Source organism: Agrobacterium sp. CGMCC 11546, from assembly GCF_013365515.1.
Classification (GTDB): Bacteria; Pseudomonadota; Alphaproteobacteria; order Rhizobiales; family Rhizobiaceae; genus Agrobacterium; species Agrobacterium fabrum.
Genome location: NZ_CP047387.1, coordinates 652,260 through 666,493, shown reverse-complemented (window position 1 = coordinate 666,493; position 14,234 = coordinate 652,260). Strand labels below are relative to the sequence as shown.

The 14,234-nt window shown below is 63.1% G+C and carries 18 protein-coding genes; 2 read left to right on the top strand and 16 right to left on the bottom strand.

Annotation, left to right across the window (positions count from 1 at the left end; all coding sequences use genetic code 11):
• Positions 1–36 precede the first annotated feature (36 nt).
• The 4 genes from GSF67_RS03410 to GSF67_RS03395 all read right to left on the bottom strand — a co-directional run bounded on the left by GSF67_RS03410 (position 37) and on the right by GSF67_RS03395 (position 1,678).
• Positions 37–618 carry a phage tail tape measure protein gene (locus GSF67_RS03410; protein ID WP_006311292.1) on the bottom strand — a complete coding sequence of 194 codons (582 nt, stop codon included), beginning with the start codon at positions 616–618 and terminating at the stop codon, positions 37–39.
• A gap of 87 nt (positions 619–705) precedes the next feature.
• Positions 706–915 carry a rcc01693 family protein gene (locus GSF67_RS03405; protein WP_006311289.1) on the bottom strand — a complete coding sequence of 70 codons (210 nt, stop codon included), beginning with the start codon at positions 913–915 and terminating at the stop codon, positions 706–708.
• Positions 912–1,271, bottom strand: coding sequence for a gene transfer agent family protein (locus tag GSF67_RS03400; RefSeq protein WP_006311288.1), 360 nt, complete (start codon positions 1,269–1,271; stop codon positions 912–914). The genes GSF67_RS03405 and GSF67_RS03400 overlap by 4 nt, the downstream gene beginning before the upstream one ends.
• Positions 1,271–1,678 carry a phage major tail protein, TP901-1 family gene (locus GSF67_RS03395; protein WP_035214777.1) on the bottom strand — a complete coding sequence of 136 codons (408 nt, stop codon included), beginning with the start codon at positions 1,676–1,678 and terminating at the stop codon, positions 1,271–1,273. The genes GSF67_RS03400 and GSF67_RS03395 overlap by 1 nt, the downstream gene beginning before the upstream one ends.
• 88 nt (positions 1,679–1,766) lie before the next feature.
• Here GSF67_RS03395 and GSF67_RS03390 point away from each other — a divergent pair, with 88 nt between their 5' ends.
• The gene (locus tag GSF67_RS03390; RefSeq protein WP_035214776.1) at positions 1,767–2,963 is read left to right on the top strand and encodes an MFS transporter; all 1,197 of its coding nucleotides are present in this window, start codon (positions 1,767–1,769) and stop codon (positions 2,961–2,963) included.
• Positions 2,964–2,970: 7 nt separating this feature from the next.
• Here GSF67_RS03390 and GSF67_RS03385 read toward each other — a convergent pair whose 3' ends face one another.
• The 11 genes from GSF67_RS03385 to GSF67_RS03335 all read right to left on the bottom strand — a co-directional run bounded on the left by GSF67_RS03385 (position 2,971) and on the right by GSF67_RS03335 (position 11,486).
• Complete coding sequence (locus GSF67_RS03385) at positions 2,971–3,366, bottom strand: DUF3168 domain-containing protein (protein WP_006311285.1); 396 nt, start codon at positions 3,364–3,366, stop codon at positions 2,971–2,973.
• Positions 3,363–3,698, bottom strand: coding sequence for a phage head closure protein (locus GSF67_RS03380; RefSeq protein ID WP_006311284.1), 336 nt, complete (start codon positions 3,696–3,698; stop codon positions 3,363–3,365). Before GSF67_RS03380 ends, GSF67_RS03385 begins: the two co-directional genes overlap by 4 nt.
• A 3-nt stretch (positions 3,699–3,701) precedes the next feature.
• Entirely contained in the window at positions 3,702–4,271 is a 570-nt protein-coding gene (locus tag GSF67_RS03375; protein WP_006311283.1) for a head-tail connector protein, read from the bottom strand.
• Between the two features lie 97 nt (positions 4,272–4,368).
• Positions 4,369–5,637: a phage major capsid protein gene (locus GSF67_RS03370; protein WP_006311281.1), complete on the bottom strand. Its 1,269-nt coding sequence runs from the start codon at positions 5,635–5,637 to the stop codon at positions 4,369–4,371.
• A 32-nt stretch (positions 5,638–5,669) separates the two neighbouring features.
• On the bottom strand, positions 5,670–6,242 hold the full coding sequence (locus GSF67_RS03365) for an HK97 family phage prohead protease (RefSeq protein WP_006311279.1): 573 nt from the start codon (positions 6,240–6,242) through the stop codon (positions 5,670–5,672).
• Between the two features lie 49 nt (positions 6,243–6,291).
• Positions 6,292–6,612, bottom strand: coding sequence for a DUF6107 family protein (locus GSF67_RS03360; RefSeq protein WP_006311277.1), 321 nt, complete (start codon positions 6,610–6,612; stop codon positions 6,292–6,294).
• A gap of 196 nt (positions 6,613–6,808) precedes the next feature.
• Positions 6,809–7,975: a phage portal protein gene (locus GSF67_RS03355; RefSeq protein WP_006311276.1), complete on the bottom strand. Its 1,167-nt coding sequence runs from the start codon at positions 7,973–7,975 to the stop codon at positions 6,809–6,811.
• 254 nt (positions 7,976–8,229) lie between these two features.
• Positions 8,230–8,538, bottom strand: a complete 309-nt coding sequence (locus GSF67_RS03350; protein WP_035214775.1) for a Dabb family protein — start codon at positions 8,536–8,538, stop codon at positions 8,230–8,232.
• A gap of 58 nt (positions 8,539–8,596) precedes the next feature.
• Entirely contained in the window at positions 8,597–9,250 is a 654-nt protein-coding gene (locus GSF67_RS03345; protein ID WP_006311272.1) for a hypothetical protein, read from the bottom strand.
• 448 nt (positions 9,251–9,698) lie between these two features.
• The gene (locus GSF67_RS03340) at positions 9,699–10,958 is read right to left on the bottom strand and encodes a DNA-packaging protein (RefSeq protein WP_006311266.1); all 1,260 of its coding nucleotides are present in this window, start codon (positions 10,956–10,958) and stop codon (positions 9,699–9,701) included.
• Positions 10,959–10,961: 3 nt separating this feature from the next.
• Complete coding sequence (locus GSF67_RS03335; protein ID WP_006311264.1) at positions 10,962–11,486, bottom strand: hypothetical protein; 525 nt, start codon at positions 11,484–11,486, stop codon at positions 10,962–10,964.
• 234 nt (positions 11,487–11,720) lie between these two features.
• Between GSF67_RS03335 and GSF67_RS03330 the strand changes: the two genes are divergently transcribed.
• Complete coding sequence (locus tag GSF67_RS03330) at positions 11,721–13,361, top strand: alpha/beta-hydrolase family protein (protein WP_035214769.1); 1,641 nt, start codon at positions 11,721–11,723, stop codon at positions 13,359–13,361.
• A 23-nt stretch (positions 13,362–13,384) separates the two neighbouring features.
• Here the strand turns inward: GSF67_RS03330 and GSF67_RS03325 are convergent, their stop codons facing one another.
• Positions 13,385–14,224, bottom strand: coding sequence for an SDR family oxidoreductase (locus tag GSF67_RS03325; RefSeq protein ID WP_006311259.1), 840 nt, complete (start codon positions 14,222–14,224; stop codon positions 13,385–13,387).
• Positions 14,225–14,234: the final 10 nt, after the last annotated feature.

The window sequence follows — 14,234 nt, the reverse complement described above, 5'->3', positions numbered from 1 at the left end:
CTGGTTGGGACGTAGGAGAAGCGGGCAGCGCCCGCGTCACAATCCCCGCTGGCCACGCCCGACGCTGCGCGCCAGCATCGCGGCAATCTGCCCTTCACTTTTGCGGAAACTCGCCGCATCGGTCGCCGTCACGTTAAAAACGATCTGCGCCCCGCCGCCGCCCGAGGGTGCGGCGACACCGAGAGCACCGTCCGAACCACGCTTCAGCGGCAGGATTGCCTCCGCCCCCGCTTCCCCCATCAGTCCAAGCCCGCCGCCCATCGGGAAAAAGGCGGGGCTCGAAACGACCCCACCCTCCGCAAAAGGCGTGATGGCGCGCGCCGGAACACCTCCCTCGGCAAAGGCAAAGAGCGACCCGCCGCCATTCAACAGCCCGCCGACGGCATTGCCGATCATGTTCTCCAGCGGCTTCAGCCCAGCCGAAAGCGCAATGCCGGACAGCCGCTGCCCGAGCCCGCGCAACACATCGTCCAGCCCCTTGCCGCCCGTCGCAGCCGTCTGCAAGGCGGAGGTCAGCGCCGCCCCGAACCGCTGCGAGCGCCGTTCGAGATCACCCATCACCTCGGAAAGCGCTTCCGCCTCCTGCCGGTTCTCCGCAATCGATTCTTCGCCCGCCATCGCGCTTGCCTTTCTGATTCACATTCGAGCCGTAGACTTTTGAAATGCATGGTCTTCCTGATAAAAAAATGCATCGGGAGTCCGCCCTCACCCATCCGGAAACCGCCGCATCATCGCCTTCATTGCCTGACGATCAGGACCCTGCGGAACGGCGTAACCGCCCGTCATCGCGAAGAACTCCTTCGGTGTCAGCCGCCAGAAAGTCTCGGAAGAAAGCCGCAGCAGGCAGAGGCCGGCATGGATGACCGCTGGCCAGGGAAAGGGGCGTGTTGCCGCCTCGCCTGCTGCGGCATTCAAGGGTCCGGTGTTGCGTCACCCTTCAGGCCGCCGAAGGTGGCGGTCAGCAGGTCAGCGACGATCGCGGCGTGGCCAGCAATGCCGCCTTCCACCGTCGCTGTGGCCACATCCTCGTCGGAATAGACGTTGCCGGCACCGCGCAGGCCCGCGCCGATGACCCGGATCATGTCAGCGGCCTTCAAGCGGCCGCTGGCGAAACGCCCGGCGAGCGCGGTGAGGTCGTCGGCTGCAAAGGCGGTTTCGAGTTCGGCGAGCGCGCCCAGCGTCAGGCACAGGATGCGCCTTTCACCGTCGATCAGCGCCTCGATCTCGCCGCGATGACGGTTCGCCCGTCCGTAACGCAAACGCTCAGGCATCACAGCACTCCGAATGTGAGAAGACCGGCGGATTCCAGCGCGATCTCGAATTGCACCTCGCCATCGTGGCGGCCCGAATATTCGAGCGCCACGATCTGGAACGGTCCGGCGATGGTGCCGAAATCGGGAATGACGATCTGCCAGCCCGGAATGGTGCCGGCGAAAAACGCGCCGCGCACCAGTGCATCGCTAGCCGCGTCCTTGAAGATGCCCGACGCCGTCAGCGCGGCCCTCTGCACGCCAGCACCCGCCAGCAACTCGCGCCAGCGCCCGGCGCTTTCGCCGTCGGTAATGTCCACCGCCTGGGCGTTAAAGGCCAGCCGCTGAGTTCTGAGCCCGGCAACAGTGAGATATGTTCCGGTATTGTTGAATTTCAGCAGAAAATCCTTACCCTTCTGCGCCACCATCATGTTTCCTTCCGTTTCGATTGCGGTTGCAGGGTTTTGCGGCCTGCGACCAAAAATGTTCCTTCCTCTCGCATTCAGCGATCTTGCCATGTCCGATGCCGCCTCCCTGACGTCCCGCTCGCGCCTTATCGGCGTGCTTGCGCTTGGGCAGGTCGTCAGTTGGGGTTCGGGTTTCGACATGCTGGCCATTCTTGGCCCGAGGATGGGCAGTGAACTCGGCATTCCCAATGAAGTCGTTTTTGCCGGCCTCACCGTCATGATGACGATCAGCGCGCTTTGCGGGCCCCTGCTTGGGCGCATGCTCGTGCGACACGGCGCGGCCCCCGTCCTGGTAACCGGCACCATCCTCTTTGCGGCTGGCTTTGGCTTGCTTGCCTTTGCGGGTGGCTTAGTGAGCTATCTTCTCGGCTGGGCCGTGATGGGTCTTGCGGGAACATGCGGGTTGACGACGGCGGCCCATACAGCGGTGGTGGAACGCGTCGGGGCGGAAAGCGGTCGCTCGCTGACGTTGCTCATGGTGTTCACCGGCCTTTCGGCAGCTGTTTTTCTGCCCGTCACCGCCTTTGCAGACCAGCATCTTGGCTGGCGCGGCACCCTTATCCTTTATGGCTGTCTGCAGGTTTTCATCCTTCTACCGCTTTATCTTTTCGTCCTTCCGCAAAGAACGGCACCCAATACCGACCACAGCTTGAAAACGGCAGATGCTTCAGAGGCGCCAGCCGATACGCGCCGCGTATTTTTGCTTCTGGCAGCAATGACGACGCTCAGCGCCTTTACCGCCTTTGGTTTCTCACCGCTCCTGCCGTTGCTGCTGGTCCATTCCGGCGCCTCGCAGGCCCTTGCCATCCAGCTGGCATCGGTGCGCAGCGTGCTTGCCATTACGGCACGAGGGCTGGATTTTCTGCTTGGAAAGCGCGGCAATCCCTTTGTCACCTGCATGATCGGCCTCTGTCTGCTGCTCGTCTCCTTCGTGCTGCTGCTCGGCTTTTCGCCGGCCATGCCCGCCTTCATCGGCTTTATCGCTTTTTTCGGCTTTGGTGCGGGTGTGCTGACGGTCAGCCGCGCCGTGCTGCCGCTCGCGGTGTTTTCCCCCAAGCAATATGGCCTTCAGGCTGCCCGCATCTCGCTTCCGCAAAATCTGGCCATCGCCTTCGCACCGGTCATTTTCACGATGGCGCTGGATCGCGGCGGCGTGGAAGCCATGCTGGGTATCGCCTCCATTCTGATCGGCCTTTCGGTACTGCTGTTGATTCTGTTGTGGAGAACAGTCCGGCAGGGAGCCTGAAACAGCGCTATTCCGTCACGGCCCTGAAACGCATCTCCGAAACAAAGTTCCGGGTCTTCGTCTCGCGCCGCGAGCGGCTTGATAGAAGCTGCAGATTGACGAGGGAGACACCTGCGATCGACAGCGCCGCATCGTCGAGCAGGTTTTTCATCCGAGCGGCGATTTCCCCCGCGCGCTTGCGGCCATTGGCGTCGCTCCAGATTTGCAGCGACAGGAAATGCTCTTCGGCCTTTTCCGTCGCCGTCGAATAGTCACGGCTTTCGAGATCGCCGATCACGATGCAGGGCAGAACTGCGCGCGGCAGAAGCCTGTCGACAATGCCGCCGGGGTTAAGCGCCACGAGCGCCGCGTCGCCTGTCAACCGCGCGAAAATGGCCTGCAGCAATGCGTTGGCAGCGCTCATCGGCTTTCCTCCTCGCAACGGCAGACGATAAAGCGGCGCGTCTCGTCGGGATCCATCGTCGCCCGGATCGCCAGAATGCGACGGCCTTTGCGAAAGCGCATGCCGGCAGTGACGTCGCTGCGAAAGGCCAGCCAGACGCGGTGGGTGATTGTCACACCCTCGGCTGAGGCCCGCTCGTGGGAGGCCTCGGAAACCGGTTCGATGGCGGCCCAGAGCGACCGCAGGACGGTCCAGCTTTCCGTCGCGCCGCCCTGCCCGTCCGGCGTTTCGGTCCGCGCTTCCAGGTCCAGCCGCGCCGTCAGCTTGCCGGGGTCGAGAAAAACGAGGTTCATGGCTCAAAGCCCCAGGCGGCAAAAGGGCGCCACCAGCCGCTCATAACCGGCGGGAACCGCCGCAGGCTGGTTTTCAGGTGCGACCGCGCCGCGAAAGGCGAACATCTGCGCAACATGCATCAGCATGGCGCGTTTCAGCGTGCCGGGCACATCCGTGCCGGCCTCGCCGTAACCGGCGATGAAATCGATCTCGATGCCGTTCATCGCCCGGCCGGGGCTCGGCAGATCGCGCAACCACAGCCGCGCCGGGCGCGCCACGCCGTCGAGCAATCTGTCAGCGCCGGTGATATCTGCCGCGCGGCCCTGACCGTCAAAAACCAGAATCGTTTCGATGGCTTGCACCGGTCCCTTGCCAATCAGAATCACGCCGGTCTCAGGCCATCGGTCGAGATAAAACCGCCAGGTCTGGCGGATGAGGCAAAGGCCGGTCACCCGCTCCAGATGCTCACGGGCGGCGCGCAGCAGTGCAGCCAGAAGCGCGTCCTCCTCGCCGCCGTCGAGACGCAGATGCGCCTTCGCCTCGGCAAGCGTCAGCGGCTCCGCCTGCGGCGGATGAATGAGGGCATAGGTCATGGGGTCTCCGAAAGGAAGATAGTCCAATGGGGAGCGAGCGGGTGCCGCTTGTTTCTTCTCCCCGGCCGGGGAGAAGAAAAGCGCAGCACAGCGGCTATCAATTCACACCAAATTTCACCAGCTTGATCGCCTCGAAATTCTGCACGCCGCCACCCACCCGCTTGGTGGTGTAGAACAGCACATAGGGTTTCGCCGAATAGGGATCGCGCAGGATACGCACGCCGGTACGGTCGACGACGAGGTAGCCGGCGCGGAAATCGCCAAAGGCGATGGCGAAGCTGTTGGCGGCCACGTTCGGCATGTCCTCGGCCTCCGTTACCGGAAAGCCCATCAGCGATGCCGGCTGACCGGCTGCGGCCGGCGGGTGCCAGAGATAGGCGCCGCTGGTATCCTTGAAACGGCGCAGCGCTCCTTGCGTCTTGCGGTTCATCAGGAAGGTGCCGTTCTGGCGATGGCCGGCCTTCAGCGCATAGACGGCATCGAGCAGCACGTCCATCGGCCCGGCCGAGGCGAAACCGGCCGAAACGCCGGTCGCGACATAACCGATATTGCCCCAGTTCCAGCCATCATTGGCGATGGCGGTATAGGACAGGAAACCCTTGGGTTTGTTGACGCCATCACCGGCGATAAAGGCGGCGGCCTCCTGTTCGGCGAAGGCGATGTCCACTTCGGAAGCGATCCAGGCTTCGATATCGACCGCCGCGTCATCCAGCAGCCCCTGGGTCGCCGCCGGCATGGCGTAAAGCTCCATGGTCGGGAAAGAAAGCTCGGCAAGCTGCGGTGTTGCCGTCTGCGGACGTGCCGCCGTTTCGGAAACCCAGCCGGTCGTCATCCCACCGAGTGCGAAGGGTTTTTTCAGCACGGCGGCAGAAACTTGCCGCACGGTCGCCAGCGCCCGGATCGGCGAAATCGCGGTCATGCGCCGGCCGATCTCGCCATCCGTCTCGCTCGGCAGCAGAAAACCGCCATCTGTCCCGGTCGAGCCGGCGAAGGCCTTCGCCTCGAGATCGCGCAGTGCGCCCTCCTCGCCACGGCGGATATAGGCCTCGAACGCCGCCTTGTGCTCCCCGGCATCGTGGGAAATGCCGTCCTTGCGGCCAAGCGCGGGTCGCGCTTTTTTGAGCGCGAGGTCGTCCATGATCCTGCGGTTGTCGTCGAGCGCCTTGTCGATGCGGTCGAGCTTGTCGCGGGTCACGACATCCGACCCCATCTTGCGCTCGATATCGGCAAGCCGCTGGTCGTTGGTTTCGCGGAAGGCTTCGAAGGCCTCCATGAAGTCGTCGAAGGCGGCCGTCACCGTATCCGGCACGGCTTTTACCTGCGGTGCGACGGTCATTGGGGCCGGTGTCGTCATCTGGTCCGTCATGTGGTTTTCCTTGTTCGTAGATAACTGGAGGGTCAGCGTTTGAAGGTTGTGTTGAACAGCGAGCGGGCGGCACGGCGCATCGCGCGCACCAGTTCGGTCTCGCGGTCCCGGAAGAAGCGGGCATGTTTGACGTCGGAGACCCGCGCCGAAGGCAGCATCGGGAAGGTCACGACCGAGATTTCCCAGAGATCGGCTTCCAGAATGCGCCGCACGCCACTGCCCGCGCCCTTGCCGGAGCGAACGGTGCGAAAGCCGATCGACAACCCGTCCAGCGCGCCGGTCTTCATCAACGAATGCACCTCGCGGGAACGGGAGACGCCGGGTGCGAGGATGCCTTCGACATAAAGGCCACGCTCGTCCTCGCGGATGGTGCGCCATGCGCCGATCGGCTCGGCCGGATCATGCTGGTAGAGCATGCGGATACCCGCCGCTCCCCGTTCCTCGATCGAGCGGCGGAAAGCGCCGCGTTCGATCACGTCCTTACCGAGATCGACTTCGCCGAAGACGCTGGCATAACCGGAAAACGTGCCGTCGCTGGCGATGCCGCGCAGTTCCAGACTGGCGAATTTGCGCGTGGCGGGACGCGGCCCGCGATAGACGTGCATGAAAAACTCCTGCGATGTGAAGGGAGAAAACGACGCCGGCGAAGGGCTATCAGGCGCGCGGGCGTGTGCCGTATCGGTCGGCGATGCGCACCAGAACGCCGAGCCCCCACCAGGCGCCCATGCTGGCGGCAGCGGAGCCGGCCACCATGATTTCCCGGCCTGAAAGCGCACCGACAATATCGAGCTGCTGCACGATCCACAGGCCGATCGGCCCGCCGAAGATCATGCCGCAGGAAACGCCGGTGACGAAACGGCTCGCCGCCTCGCGTTTGCTTTTCGGCAGCAGATAAACAAGCGATACGCCGGCACCCGCAATGGCGCCGGTAATACGGGCGGCCCAGATACCGGCCTCATTGGCGAATTCAGACATGGGTAATCATTCCCGTTTAGGATGGTGTTATCGGGCCGATGCACCGCGCCGCCCGCCGGCGTTTTCTGCACGCCTGTGATGGGTGATTTTCGAATATTCGGAATCGCTTGGGCGGAAGACCTCACAAAGAGAGTCCGCTTCTTCAGAAAGTGATTCAACTGAACCCGCCCGCTTCCAAGGGCGTGGTTCCGGCCGCTCAGTAACCGACGGCTTCGCGTTTTTCCTCGTCGCTCAAAAAGGATGCCGCGCCGATGCGTGTCCAGAGCGCATCCCGTTCGCCGGCAAGCCCGGCGATCCTGTCAAGATCGGGCTCAAGCCTCAACCCGGCGCCGAAGACCGGTGCCAGCCAGCCGCAAAGCCTTGCCGCCGTGCGATAAACCAGCGGCAGCACGGTGAGGCGATAAAAGGCGCGGTTCGCCTCCTGGTAATTGGCATAGGTATTGTCACCGGGAATACCGATCAGCATCGGCGGCACGCCGAGCGAGAGGGCGATATCGCGGGCGGCACCGTTGCGTGCCTCCAGAAAATCCATGTCGCGCGGCGAAAGACCCATGGCCTTCCAGTCCAGCCCGCCTTCCAGAAGCAGCGGCCGGCCGGCATTCATGGCGCCCTGATAGCCCTCCTCCAGCTCGCGCTTCAGCCGCTCATATTGCTCGGTGGACAGATTGCCGCCCTCCTTGGGCTGATAGACCAGCGCACCGGAAGGCCGGGCGGAATTATCGAGCAGGCGCTTGTTCCAATGGCTTGCGGCATTGTGGAGATCGAGAGCCGCACCGGCGGAGGCGAGCGGCGCAAAACCGACCCGGTCGTCCAGCGGATGGAAAAGCTTCAGATGCAGAAGCCCCAGCCCGTCGCGCTCGGCGTCGATGCGCCGCGCGGCACGGCCCTCGGCGCGGTATTCATAAGCCACCGGCCAGCCGTCCGGCCCCTCGACGATGCTGACCCGATCGGGCCTCAGGAGATGCAGCTCACGCAACCGACCGCCAACCATCAGCGGTTCGATATAGGCGTTTCCGGAGAGCATAAGGTGGCCATAAAGCGCCTCGAAAAAATCCGGCCCCCCCATATGGGCGCTCGGCTGCGACAGCAATGCCAGGAGCGGATGATCGGCCAGCTCTTCGTCGCCATCATAAATCAGCCAGCTGACGGCGGCAGACGTTTCCGCCACCATGCGGGCAGCGCGGTGAGCGACGGGGTTCTTCATGAAACCTTCGCGGGCCAGAGCGGCATAGGAACGGCCGGACCAGAACGCCTGCCCGCCCTGCACGGCCACGGCCATGAAGCCCTCTGCCATTTTCCGGCTTTCAGGCACGGCTTTGCCATCCGCCGGGCGCAGCCACGGCAGGGAGAAAGGAAATCGCATGGGTTATCCTTGTTTTTATTCCGGCTCAGCCTCCCGCCCGGCCCTCATCCCTGTGCTTGTCACAGGGATCCAGCCAGCCCAAGTCCTTGGGCTGAAAAGAGTCCTCTCGCCGCGCAGACGCGCGTGGACTGGATTCCTGTGACAAGCACAGGAATGAGAGCGGAGGGGCCTGAGCCCTATGACGGAGGAAGGTTTGCGCCCGTTGTCAGCAGACTAAATGTGCATGTGCGTTACTTCGCAGACGAAACGAGACGTTACCGGATCGGGGCCTTCACCGCCGTATCACTGTTGAAATCGGCCGCAATGCGGGTCTCGCGCAGAGGCTTCACCGTGCGGGTCGAAAGGTCATAGGCCGGATCGGCCTTATAGGCCGCCAGCGCCGCCTCGTTTTCAAACTCGCCGTAGACGATGAAATCGACCGAGTTGCCCCATTGATCCTTCTTGACGTTCTCGCCTATTTCCAGCTTCAGCGCATGCGGTATGGCGGTGAGTCCGGAAAGCCCCTTGCGCACGGCGTCGCGGTTTTCTTCGGGAACGGTGAAAAAGACGATATGGCGGATCACGGTGTCACCTGTCATGCAAAGTTCAAGAGCGGCCTCAGCGGCACGGTGTAACGGGTTATCATCTGGCCGACGCCGGTTCAATCCGCGCCGTGACAATCCGTGCCGTGACAAGGGCGCGATGAAATGCCCGTCCGTAGCTGCCTATGAGCCGCGCCCGGTCGCTGCCATTGATGATGGCGCGTGCGCCATCCCAATCCTCGTCTTCGCCACTGAAGAAATCGGCAAGACTGCGGCCGGTGAAGCTGCCGGCCACCATGCCGTGAATCAGGATCGCCGTTGCCACTTCCGCCTCCATGGCCCGCTCCGGGCGCTTCACCAGGTCGATGCCCGTCAGCGCCGACATGGCTTCGTAGTTGCGGCGATGGGTCAGCTGCACGAAACCGCGCCCCAGCCAGCTTTTTCCTTCGGCATCGAGCCGCCAATAGGGTTTACGCACCATGGGCAGCCTGCCCGCCGCAAAGGCGCGGTCGAGTCTCACGATCGCCTCGGCGTCGCTTGCCGCCAATGTTTCGCGCACCGGCTGCATGGTCGCCGCCGTCTCGTGGAAGGCCGTCGCCAGCATATAGGCCAACCAGCGCCGATCGCCGCCCGGCAACGCCTTTTCAAAACCGGCAATCACCGTTTTCGTACCGGCAAGCTGGGGGGCACGCAGGCGACCCCCGAAGATGGAAATTCGTACCGACGCAAAGAATCGCGCCTCGTCATAGGCCATGGAAGGCTCCTGAAAGTGACGGGCGACAGGACGCCCGGTTTTCCACATGACGGCCGTCAGGACTAAATCGATTTGAAAAAACCTTAATCGATTTTAATCCGCCGCCCGGGGTTTTGGGGTAAAAAATTCCTTGAATTCCGGAACCTTAGCAGGCTTACTCCATTCACCGCGCACTTCAGCTGCGTTAACCAATCAAGGAGGAATGCCACCATGACAGCGACAATCCCCCAGACCGTTTATGACCGCCTCGAAAACGAGTGGCGCCAGATGCGCGAAACCGGCTCCCAGCCGAAACCGGCGCAATCTCCGAAGAAGTAACGCCCACCGGATGCCCGCTTTTGGGCGGATGCGGTGCCGAAAATTTCTTCTCCCCGCCGGGGAGAAGAAACATGCGGCACCCGCTCGTTTGCGGTTCGATAGCCCTGCTCGCAGGCCCGAAATCGCCAGCTCACATTCCCCGCACCCTCGGCTCATTCACCACCATCGTCGTCAGCGCTGTGATCGCCCAGACGAGCGCGTCCAGCCTGTCTGGCGAACGCCCGGATGACAGGCCATCGGGCCCGAAATCCGTCATCTGGTCCTCCAGCTTTTCAAATCTCCCCGCGTGGCGCACCCGGCCCTGCTCGTAGAGGGCTGCGACCGGCTCGGCGCGGGTGAATTTGCCGCGGCTGGCGCGCACCAGCGTCAGCGGCAGGTTGGCGTCTATGCTTTGCAGCATGGCCCGCACCATTTCGCCACCCTGGTTGACCTCTGCCACCACCCGGTCAGCCTCATGGCGGCGGAAGGCGGCGACCACGGCGCGCGCCCAGCCGGCCGGCGTTTCGCCCTCCACCGAACAATCCGCCAGCACCGTGAGCCGCCCGGACATGCCAAGCCCCGCCGCAACGATGCCGCAGCAGGAATTCTCTCCCACACCGGCAGGCGGATCGACTGCCACCACGATGCGCGACAGCGGCTCATGCGCCGCCTCGATGATCGCTTCCAGATCGGCGCGTTTCCACAGCGCGCCTTCGCGTTCGTCGATCAGCTCGCCTCCGATTTCCTGACGGCCGAGCCGCGTGCCGCCGTAACGCTCCTGCATGGCCTTCAGGAAGCCGGGCGACAGGTTCTGCGCATTCATGGCCGTCGGCATCCGCGCAACCCGGCTTGTCGGATCAGAAAGCAACGCTTTCAGGAGCGGAATTGGCCGCGGCGTGGTGGTCACCAGTTGCCGTGGCATCTCGCCCAGGCGAAGGCCAAATTGCAGCATGTCCCAGGTTTCCTGCGGATATTTCCATTTGCCCAGCTCGTCTGCCCAGGCCAAGTGAAATTGCGGGCCGCGCAGGCTTTCCGGGTCCTCCGAGGAAAACACCTGCGCCATCGCGCCATTCGGCCAGAGAAGTCGGCGGCGCGACACTTCGAAGGCGGGACGATGGCGGCGGGCAATGCGGCAGATGCCGGAAATACCGTCGATCATCACCTCGCGGGCATCGCCCAGTGTTTCAGCCACCAGCGCGATGCGCAGATCCGACTGTTTGCCGGCGGAAGCAACGGCGTGCACCCATTCGGCCCCGGCGCGGGTCTTGCCGGAACCACGTCCGCCGATCAGCAGCCATGTCCGCCACTCACCCTCCGGCGCCTGCTGCGGCAGGTTGCCGATGAAACGCCAGTCGCGCAGGAGGTTGAAGACCTGTCCCTGCAAGCGGGTTTCAGTCAAAAATTCCGCCATGCCTCAGCCAGACCCGACGGAAGTGCCCAACGCAGCGATCGCCTCCAGCCTCTCTCGGCATTTCTGCTCAGCCAAATCGTCGATGCGTCCAAGGAAATGCGCCACCGCCGCCTCGTAGCCCTCGGTCTCGGTTTCATCCTCGGCCATAAGCGCCTGCCGTTCCTGCGCCAACACCCGTTGCAGGGCATCGATCCGTTCCAGAGTGCGGACGATGAGCGACAGCTGATCCGTTGCGATTTTCACATCGGCGCGCGCCTGCTTGGCCTGCGCATCATCGGCATCGGGCAAAAGCCCCGCCTCGCCCGCCTCCCGCATATTGCGGTACATCGAGAATTGCTGGCGCATCTCCTCTGTCAGCTCATTCAGCAATTGTCGCAGACTGCCATTACGCGCCGCATCCTCGGCGGCCAGCCTGTCGGCCCGCGATTTTATTTCGGGGGCGGCTTCCGGCATGTCATCGCCGGCATAAGCGGGCGTCTCCGGCCAGGCTCCGTAGAGCGCCGGGTCGTAAGTGTGGGAACTTGTCATGGGATTGGCCTGGGAGTGATTATATCGAGAGACACAAGGCAGCTTTGCCCGCAAATCTCCGACCGTACCCAAACACTACCAAACCACCGTCACGCTGTAAAGGATTATTTTCCTATAATTGTGATTTTTATCCTGATGACAGCATTTGCACCCTTCCCCGCACCATACTACACTTGCGCCGCAAGCGGTGGACAGAAGGGGCAAGTCAAGTTGGTGAAACAATGGGTTGAGCGGTTGTTTGCGGGTCTTTCGGCAACCGGCATCGTCTTCGGCACGGTACTCTTCTGCGCTTCTCTCACACCCTCGCTTCTGCCGCGTACATGGCTGATGCAAGGCGTTTTGTGCGGTTTTTCCTTCGCCATCGGTTACATGATCGGCGTTGCCCTGCATGCCATCTGGGCCTATCTGGAGCTGCCCGAGCCCTCGCGCCACAATGTCCGCGGCATCCGGTTTCTCATCGCCCTTGCCGCCGCCATCACGGCGATTGCCTTCCTGTGGCAGGCGAAGGACTGGCAGAATTCGATTCGCGTTCTGATGGAGCTTGATCCGCTGCCCAGCGCTCATCCCACCAAGACCGGCGGCCTTGCCGTGCTGGTCGCGGCCCTGCTCATCGGCACTGGTCGACTTTTCCAGCTGATCCGCCGGTTCTTTGCCGCCCGCAGCCGTCACTTCCTGCCGCGCCGACTGGCCAATGTTCTCGGCATCGCCGCCGCCATCGTGCTGTCCTGGATGCTGCTCAACGGGCTGATCTTCGATATCGGCCTGAAGTTTGCCGATTCCTCGCTGAAACAGGTGGATTCGCTGATCGAGCCTGACGTGCCGCGCCCGGCCGATCCGCTGAAAACCGGCAGCAGCGCCTCGTTGATGCCATGGGAATCGCTCGGTCGCCGCGGACGGGAATTCGTCGCGGAAGGCCCGGCCGGCACGCAGATTTCCACCTTCACCCATCGCCCGGCCAAGGAGCCGCTCCGGGTCTATGCGGGCCTGAATTCCGCCGCCACACCCGAAGAGCGGGCGGCGCTGGCGCTTCAGGAGTTGAAGCGCGTCGGCGGTTTCGAGCGCAAGGTGCTGCTCGTCGTCATCCCCACCGGCACCGGCTGGATCGATCCGGAAGCGCTGGATACGGTGGAATATCTGCATGATGGCGATATCGCCAGCGTCGCCGTGCAATATTCCTATCTCTCCAGCTGGATCGCGCTGCTGACCGAACCGGATTACGGCGTCGAGACGGCGCGCGCCCTGTTCGAAGCCGTTTATGGCTATTGGACCACCTTGCCGAAGGAGACACGGCCGAAGCTCTACCTGCATGGCCTCAGCCTCGGTTCGCTCAATTCGCAGAAATCGTCCGATCTCTACGATGTGCTGTCCGATCCGTTCCAGGGCGCCTTGTGGAGCGGCCCGCCCTTTTCCAGCCCCACCTGGCGCATGGCCACCAATGGCCGGGTGGAGGGCACGCCGGAATGGCTGCCGCGTTTCCGCGATTCCTCCGTCATCCGCTTCGCCAACCAATATACATCAGCCCATATGCCCGGTGTGGACTGGGGTCCGATGCGGATCGTCTATCTGCAATATGCCAGCGACCCCATCACCTTCTTTGAAGCCGCTTCGCTTTACCGGCGGCCGCAATGGATGGTGCATCACGGTCCCGACGTTTCCACGTCCTTCCGCTGGTTCCCGGTGGTTACCCTGCTGCAGCTCGGTCTCGATGTTGCCGCCGCGACCACGGCGCCGATGGGTTATGGCCATGTCTATGCGCCGGAACATTATATCGACGCATGGATGGAGGTGACCCAGCCGCAGGGCTGGAATGCGGAGGATATCCAGCGTTTGAAGATGCTCTTCAAGGCCCGCCGAGGCTCCACCGATCCGGCGTAAGCGCGGCGGGCCCGCTTTGAGCCTCAGCCCCTCAAGCGATCCAGATTGTCGGCAATATAGGTTTCCAGCGAACGCGGGGCATGGCCGGTCAGCGTTTCCACGTCGCCGGTCACCACGGCCGTCCAGCCTTCACGCACGGGATAGAAGATCGAGGCGAGGAAGGATGCGTAGTCCCGCGGCACGCCGGCACCGGTGAGGATGCCGATGAAGACGTCGTCCGAAACGGCGCTATAGGACACCGGCTTGCCGATCGCCTGCGAGATCAGCGCAGCCGCCTCGGCGTAACCAAACGCCTGCGGGCCCGTGAGGTTGAAAGCCTTGCCATTAAAGGCGTCGGAGGTAAGCGCCGCGGCGGCACTGTCGGCGATATCACGCACATCGATGAAGCTCGACTTGCCCTCGCCGGCGGGAACGGCGATCTGACCGTGCTCGATGCCGGCCTTCCAGTAGCTGTGGAAATTATCCGCGAACCAGTTGGGGCGCAGGATGACGTAAGGCGTGCCTGACGCAATGATCTTCAGTTCGATCTGGCGATAGGGGATGGAATCGTCGGCGTCGACACCGAGGACGCTGAGGAACACGATCTTCACCTTGCGGCGCGCGGCCTCCTCGACGACAGGGGTCAGTGCATCGATGGCATCCAGACGCCCGCCGGCCAGAATGAGGAACAGGCGATCAACGCCGTCAAATGCATCCGCGAAAGTGGCGTGGTCGGTATAATCGAAGCGCGCACCTTCTGCGCCTTCCGTGGCGTTGCCGCTGCGCGACGCCGCCTTCACGCTTTCACCCTTGGCCACCAGCGCCTTGACCAGCGGCATGCCGATCGTGCCTGTCGAACCGATTACGAGTATCTTGCCTGTCATCTCAAATATT

Excerpts from the sequence above, each read along its gene's own strand:
- GSF67_RS03390 (WP_035214776.1), top strand. The coding sequence starts at position 1,767 with ATGTCCGATGCCGCCTCCCTGACGTCCCGCTCGCGCCTTATCGGCGTG.
- GSF67_RS03380 (WP_006311284.1), bottom strand. The coding sequence starts at position 3,698 with ATGAACCTCGTTTTTCTCGACCCCGGCAAGCTGACGGCGCGGCTGGAC.
- GSF67_RS03335 (WP_006311264.1), bottom strand. The coding sequence starts at position 11,486 with ATGACAAGTTCCCACACTTACGACCCGGCGCTCTACGGAGCCTGGCCG.
- GSF67_RS03410 (WP_006311292.1), bottom strand. The coding sequence starts at position 618 with ATGGCGGGCGAAGAATCGATTGCGGAGAACCGGCAGGAGGCGGAAGCG.
- GSF67_RS03395 (WP_035214777.1), bottom strand. The coding sequence starts at position 1,678 with ATGGTGGCGCAGAAGGGTAAGGATTTTCTGCTGAAATTCAACAATACC.
- GSF67_RS03400 (WP_006311288.1), bottom strand. The coding sequence starts at position 1,271 with ATGCCTGAGCGTTTGCGTTACGGACGGGCGAACCGTCATCGCGGCGAG.
- GSF67_RS03370 (WP_006311281.1), bottom strand. The coding sequence starts at position 5,637 with ATGACGGACCAGATGACGACACCGGCCCCAATGACCGTCGCACCGCAG.
- GSF67_RS03365 (WP_006311279.1), bottom strand. The coding sequence starts at position 6,242 with ATGCACGTCTATCGCGGGCCGCGTCCCGCCACGCGCAAATTCGCCAGT.
- GSF67_RS03345 (WP_006311272.1), bottom strand. The coding sequence starts at position 9,250 with ATGGCCTATGACGAGGCGCGATTCTTTGCGTCGGTACGAATTTCCATC.
- GSF67_RS03340 (WP_006311266.1), bottom strand. The coding sequence starts at position 10,958 with ATGGCGGAATTTTTGACTGAAACCCGCTTGCAGGGACAGGTCTTCAAC.
- GSF67_RS03375 (WP_006311283.1), bottom strand. The coding sequence starts at position 4,271 with ATGACCTATGCCCTCATTCATCCGCCGCAGGCGGAGCCGCTGACGCTT.
- GSF67_RS03325 (WP_006311259.1), bottom strand. The coding sequence starts at position 14,224 with ATGACAGGCAAGATACTCGTAATCGGTTCGACAGGCACGATCGGCATG.
- GSF67_RS03385 (WP_006311285.1), bottom strand. The coding sequence starts at position 3,366 with ATGAGCGCTGCCAACGCATTGCTGCAGGCCATTTTCGCGCGGTTGACA.
- GSF67_RS03355 (WP_006311276.1), bottom strand. The coding sequence starts at position 7,975 with ATGCGATTTCCTTTCTCCCTGCCGTGGCTGCGCCCGGCGGATGGCAAA.
- GSF67_RS03360 (WP_006311277.1), bottom strand. The coding sequence starts at position 6,612 with ATGTCTGAATTCGCCAATGAGGCCGGTATCTGGGCCGCCCGTATTACC.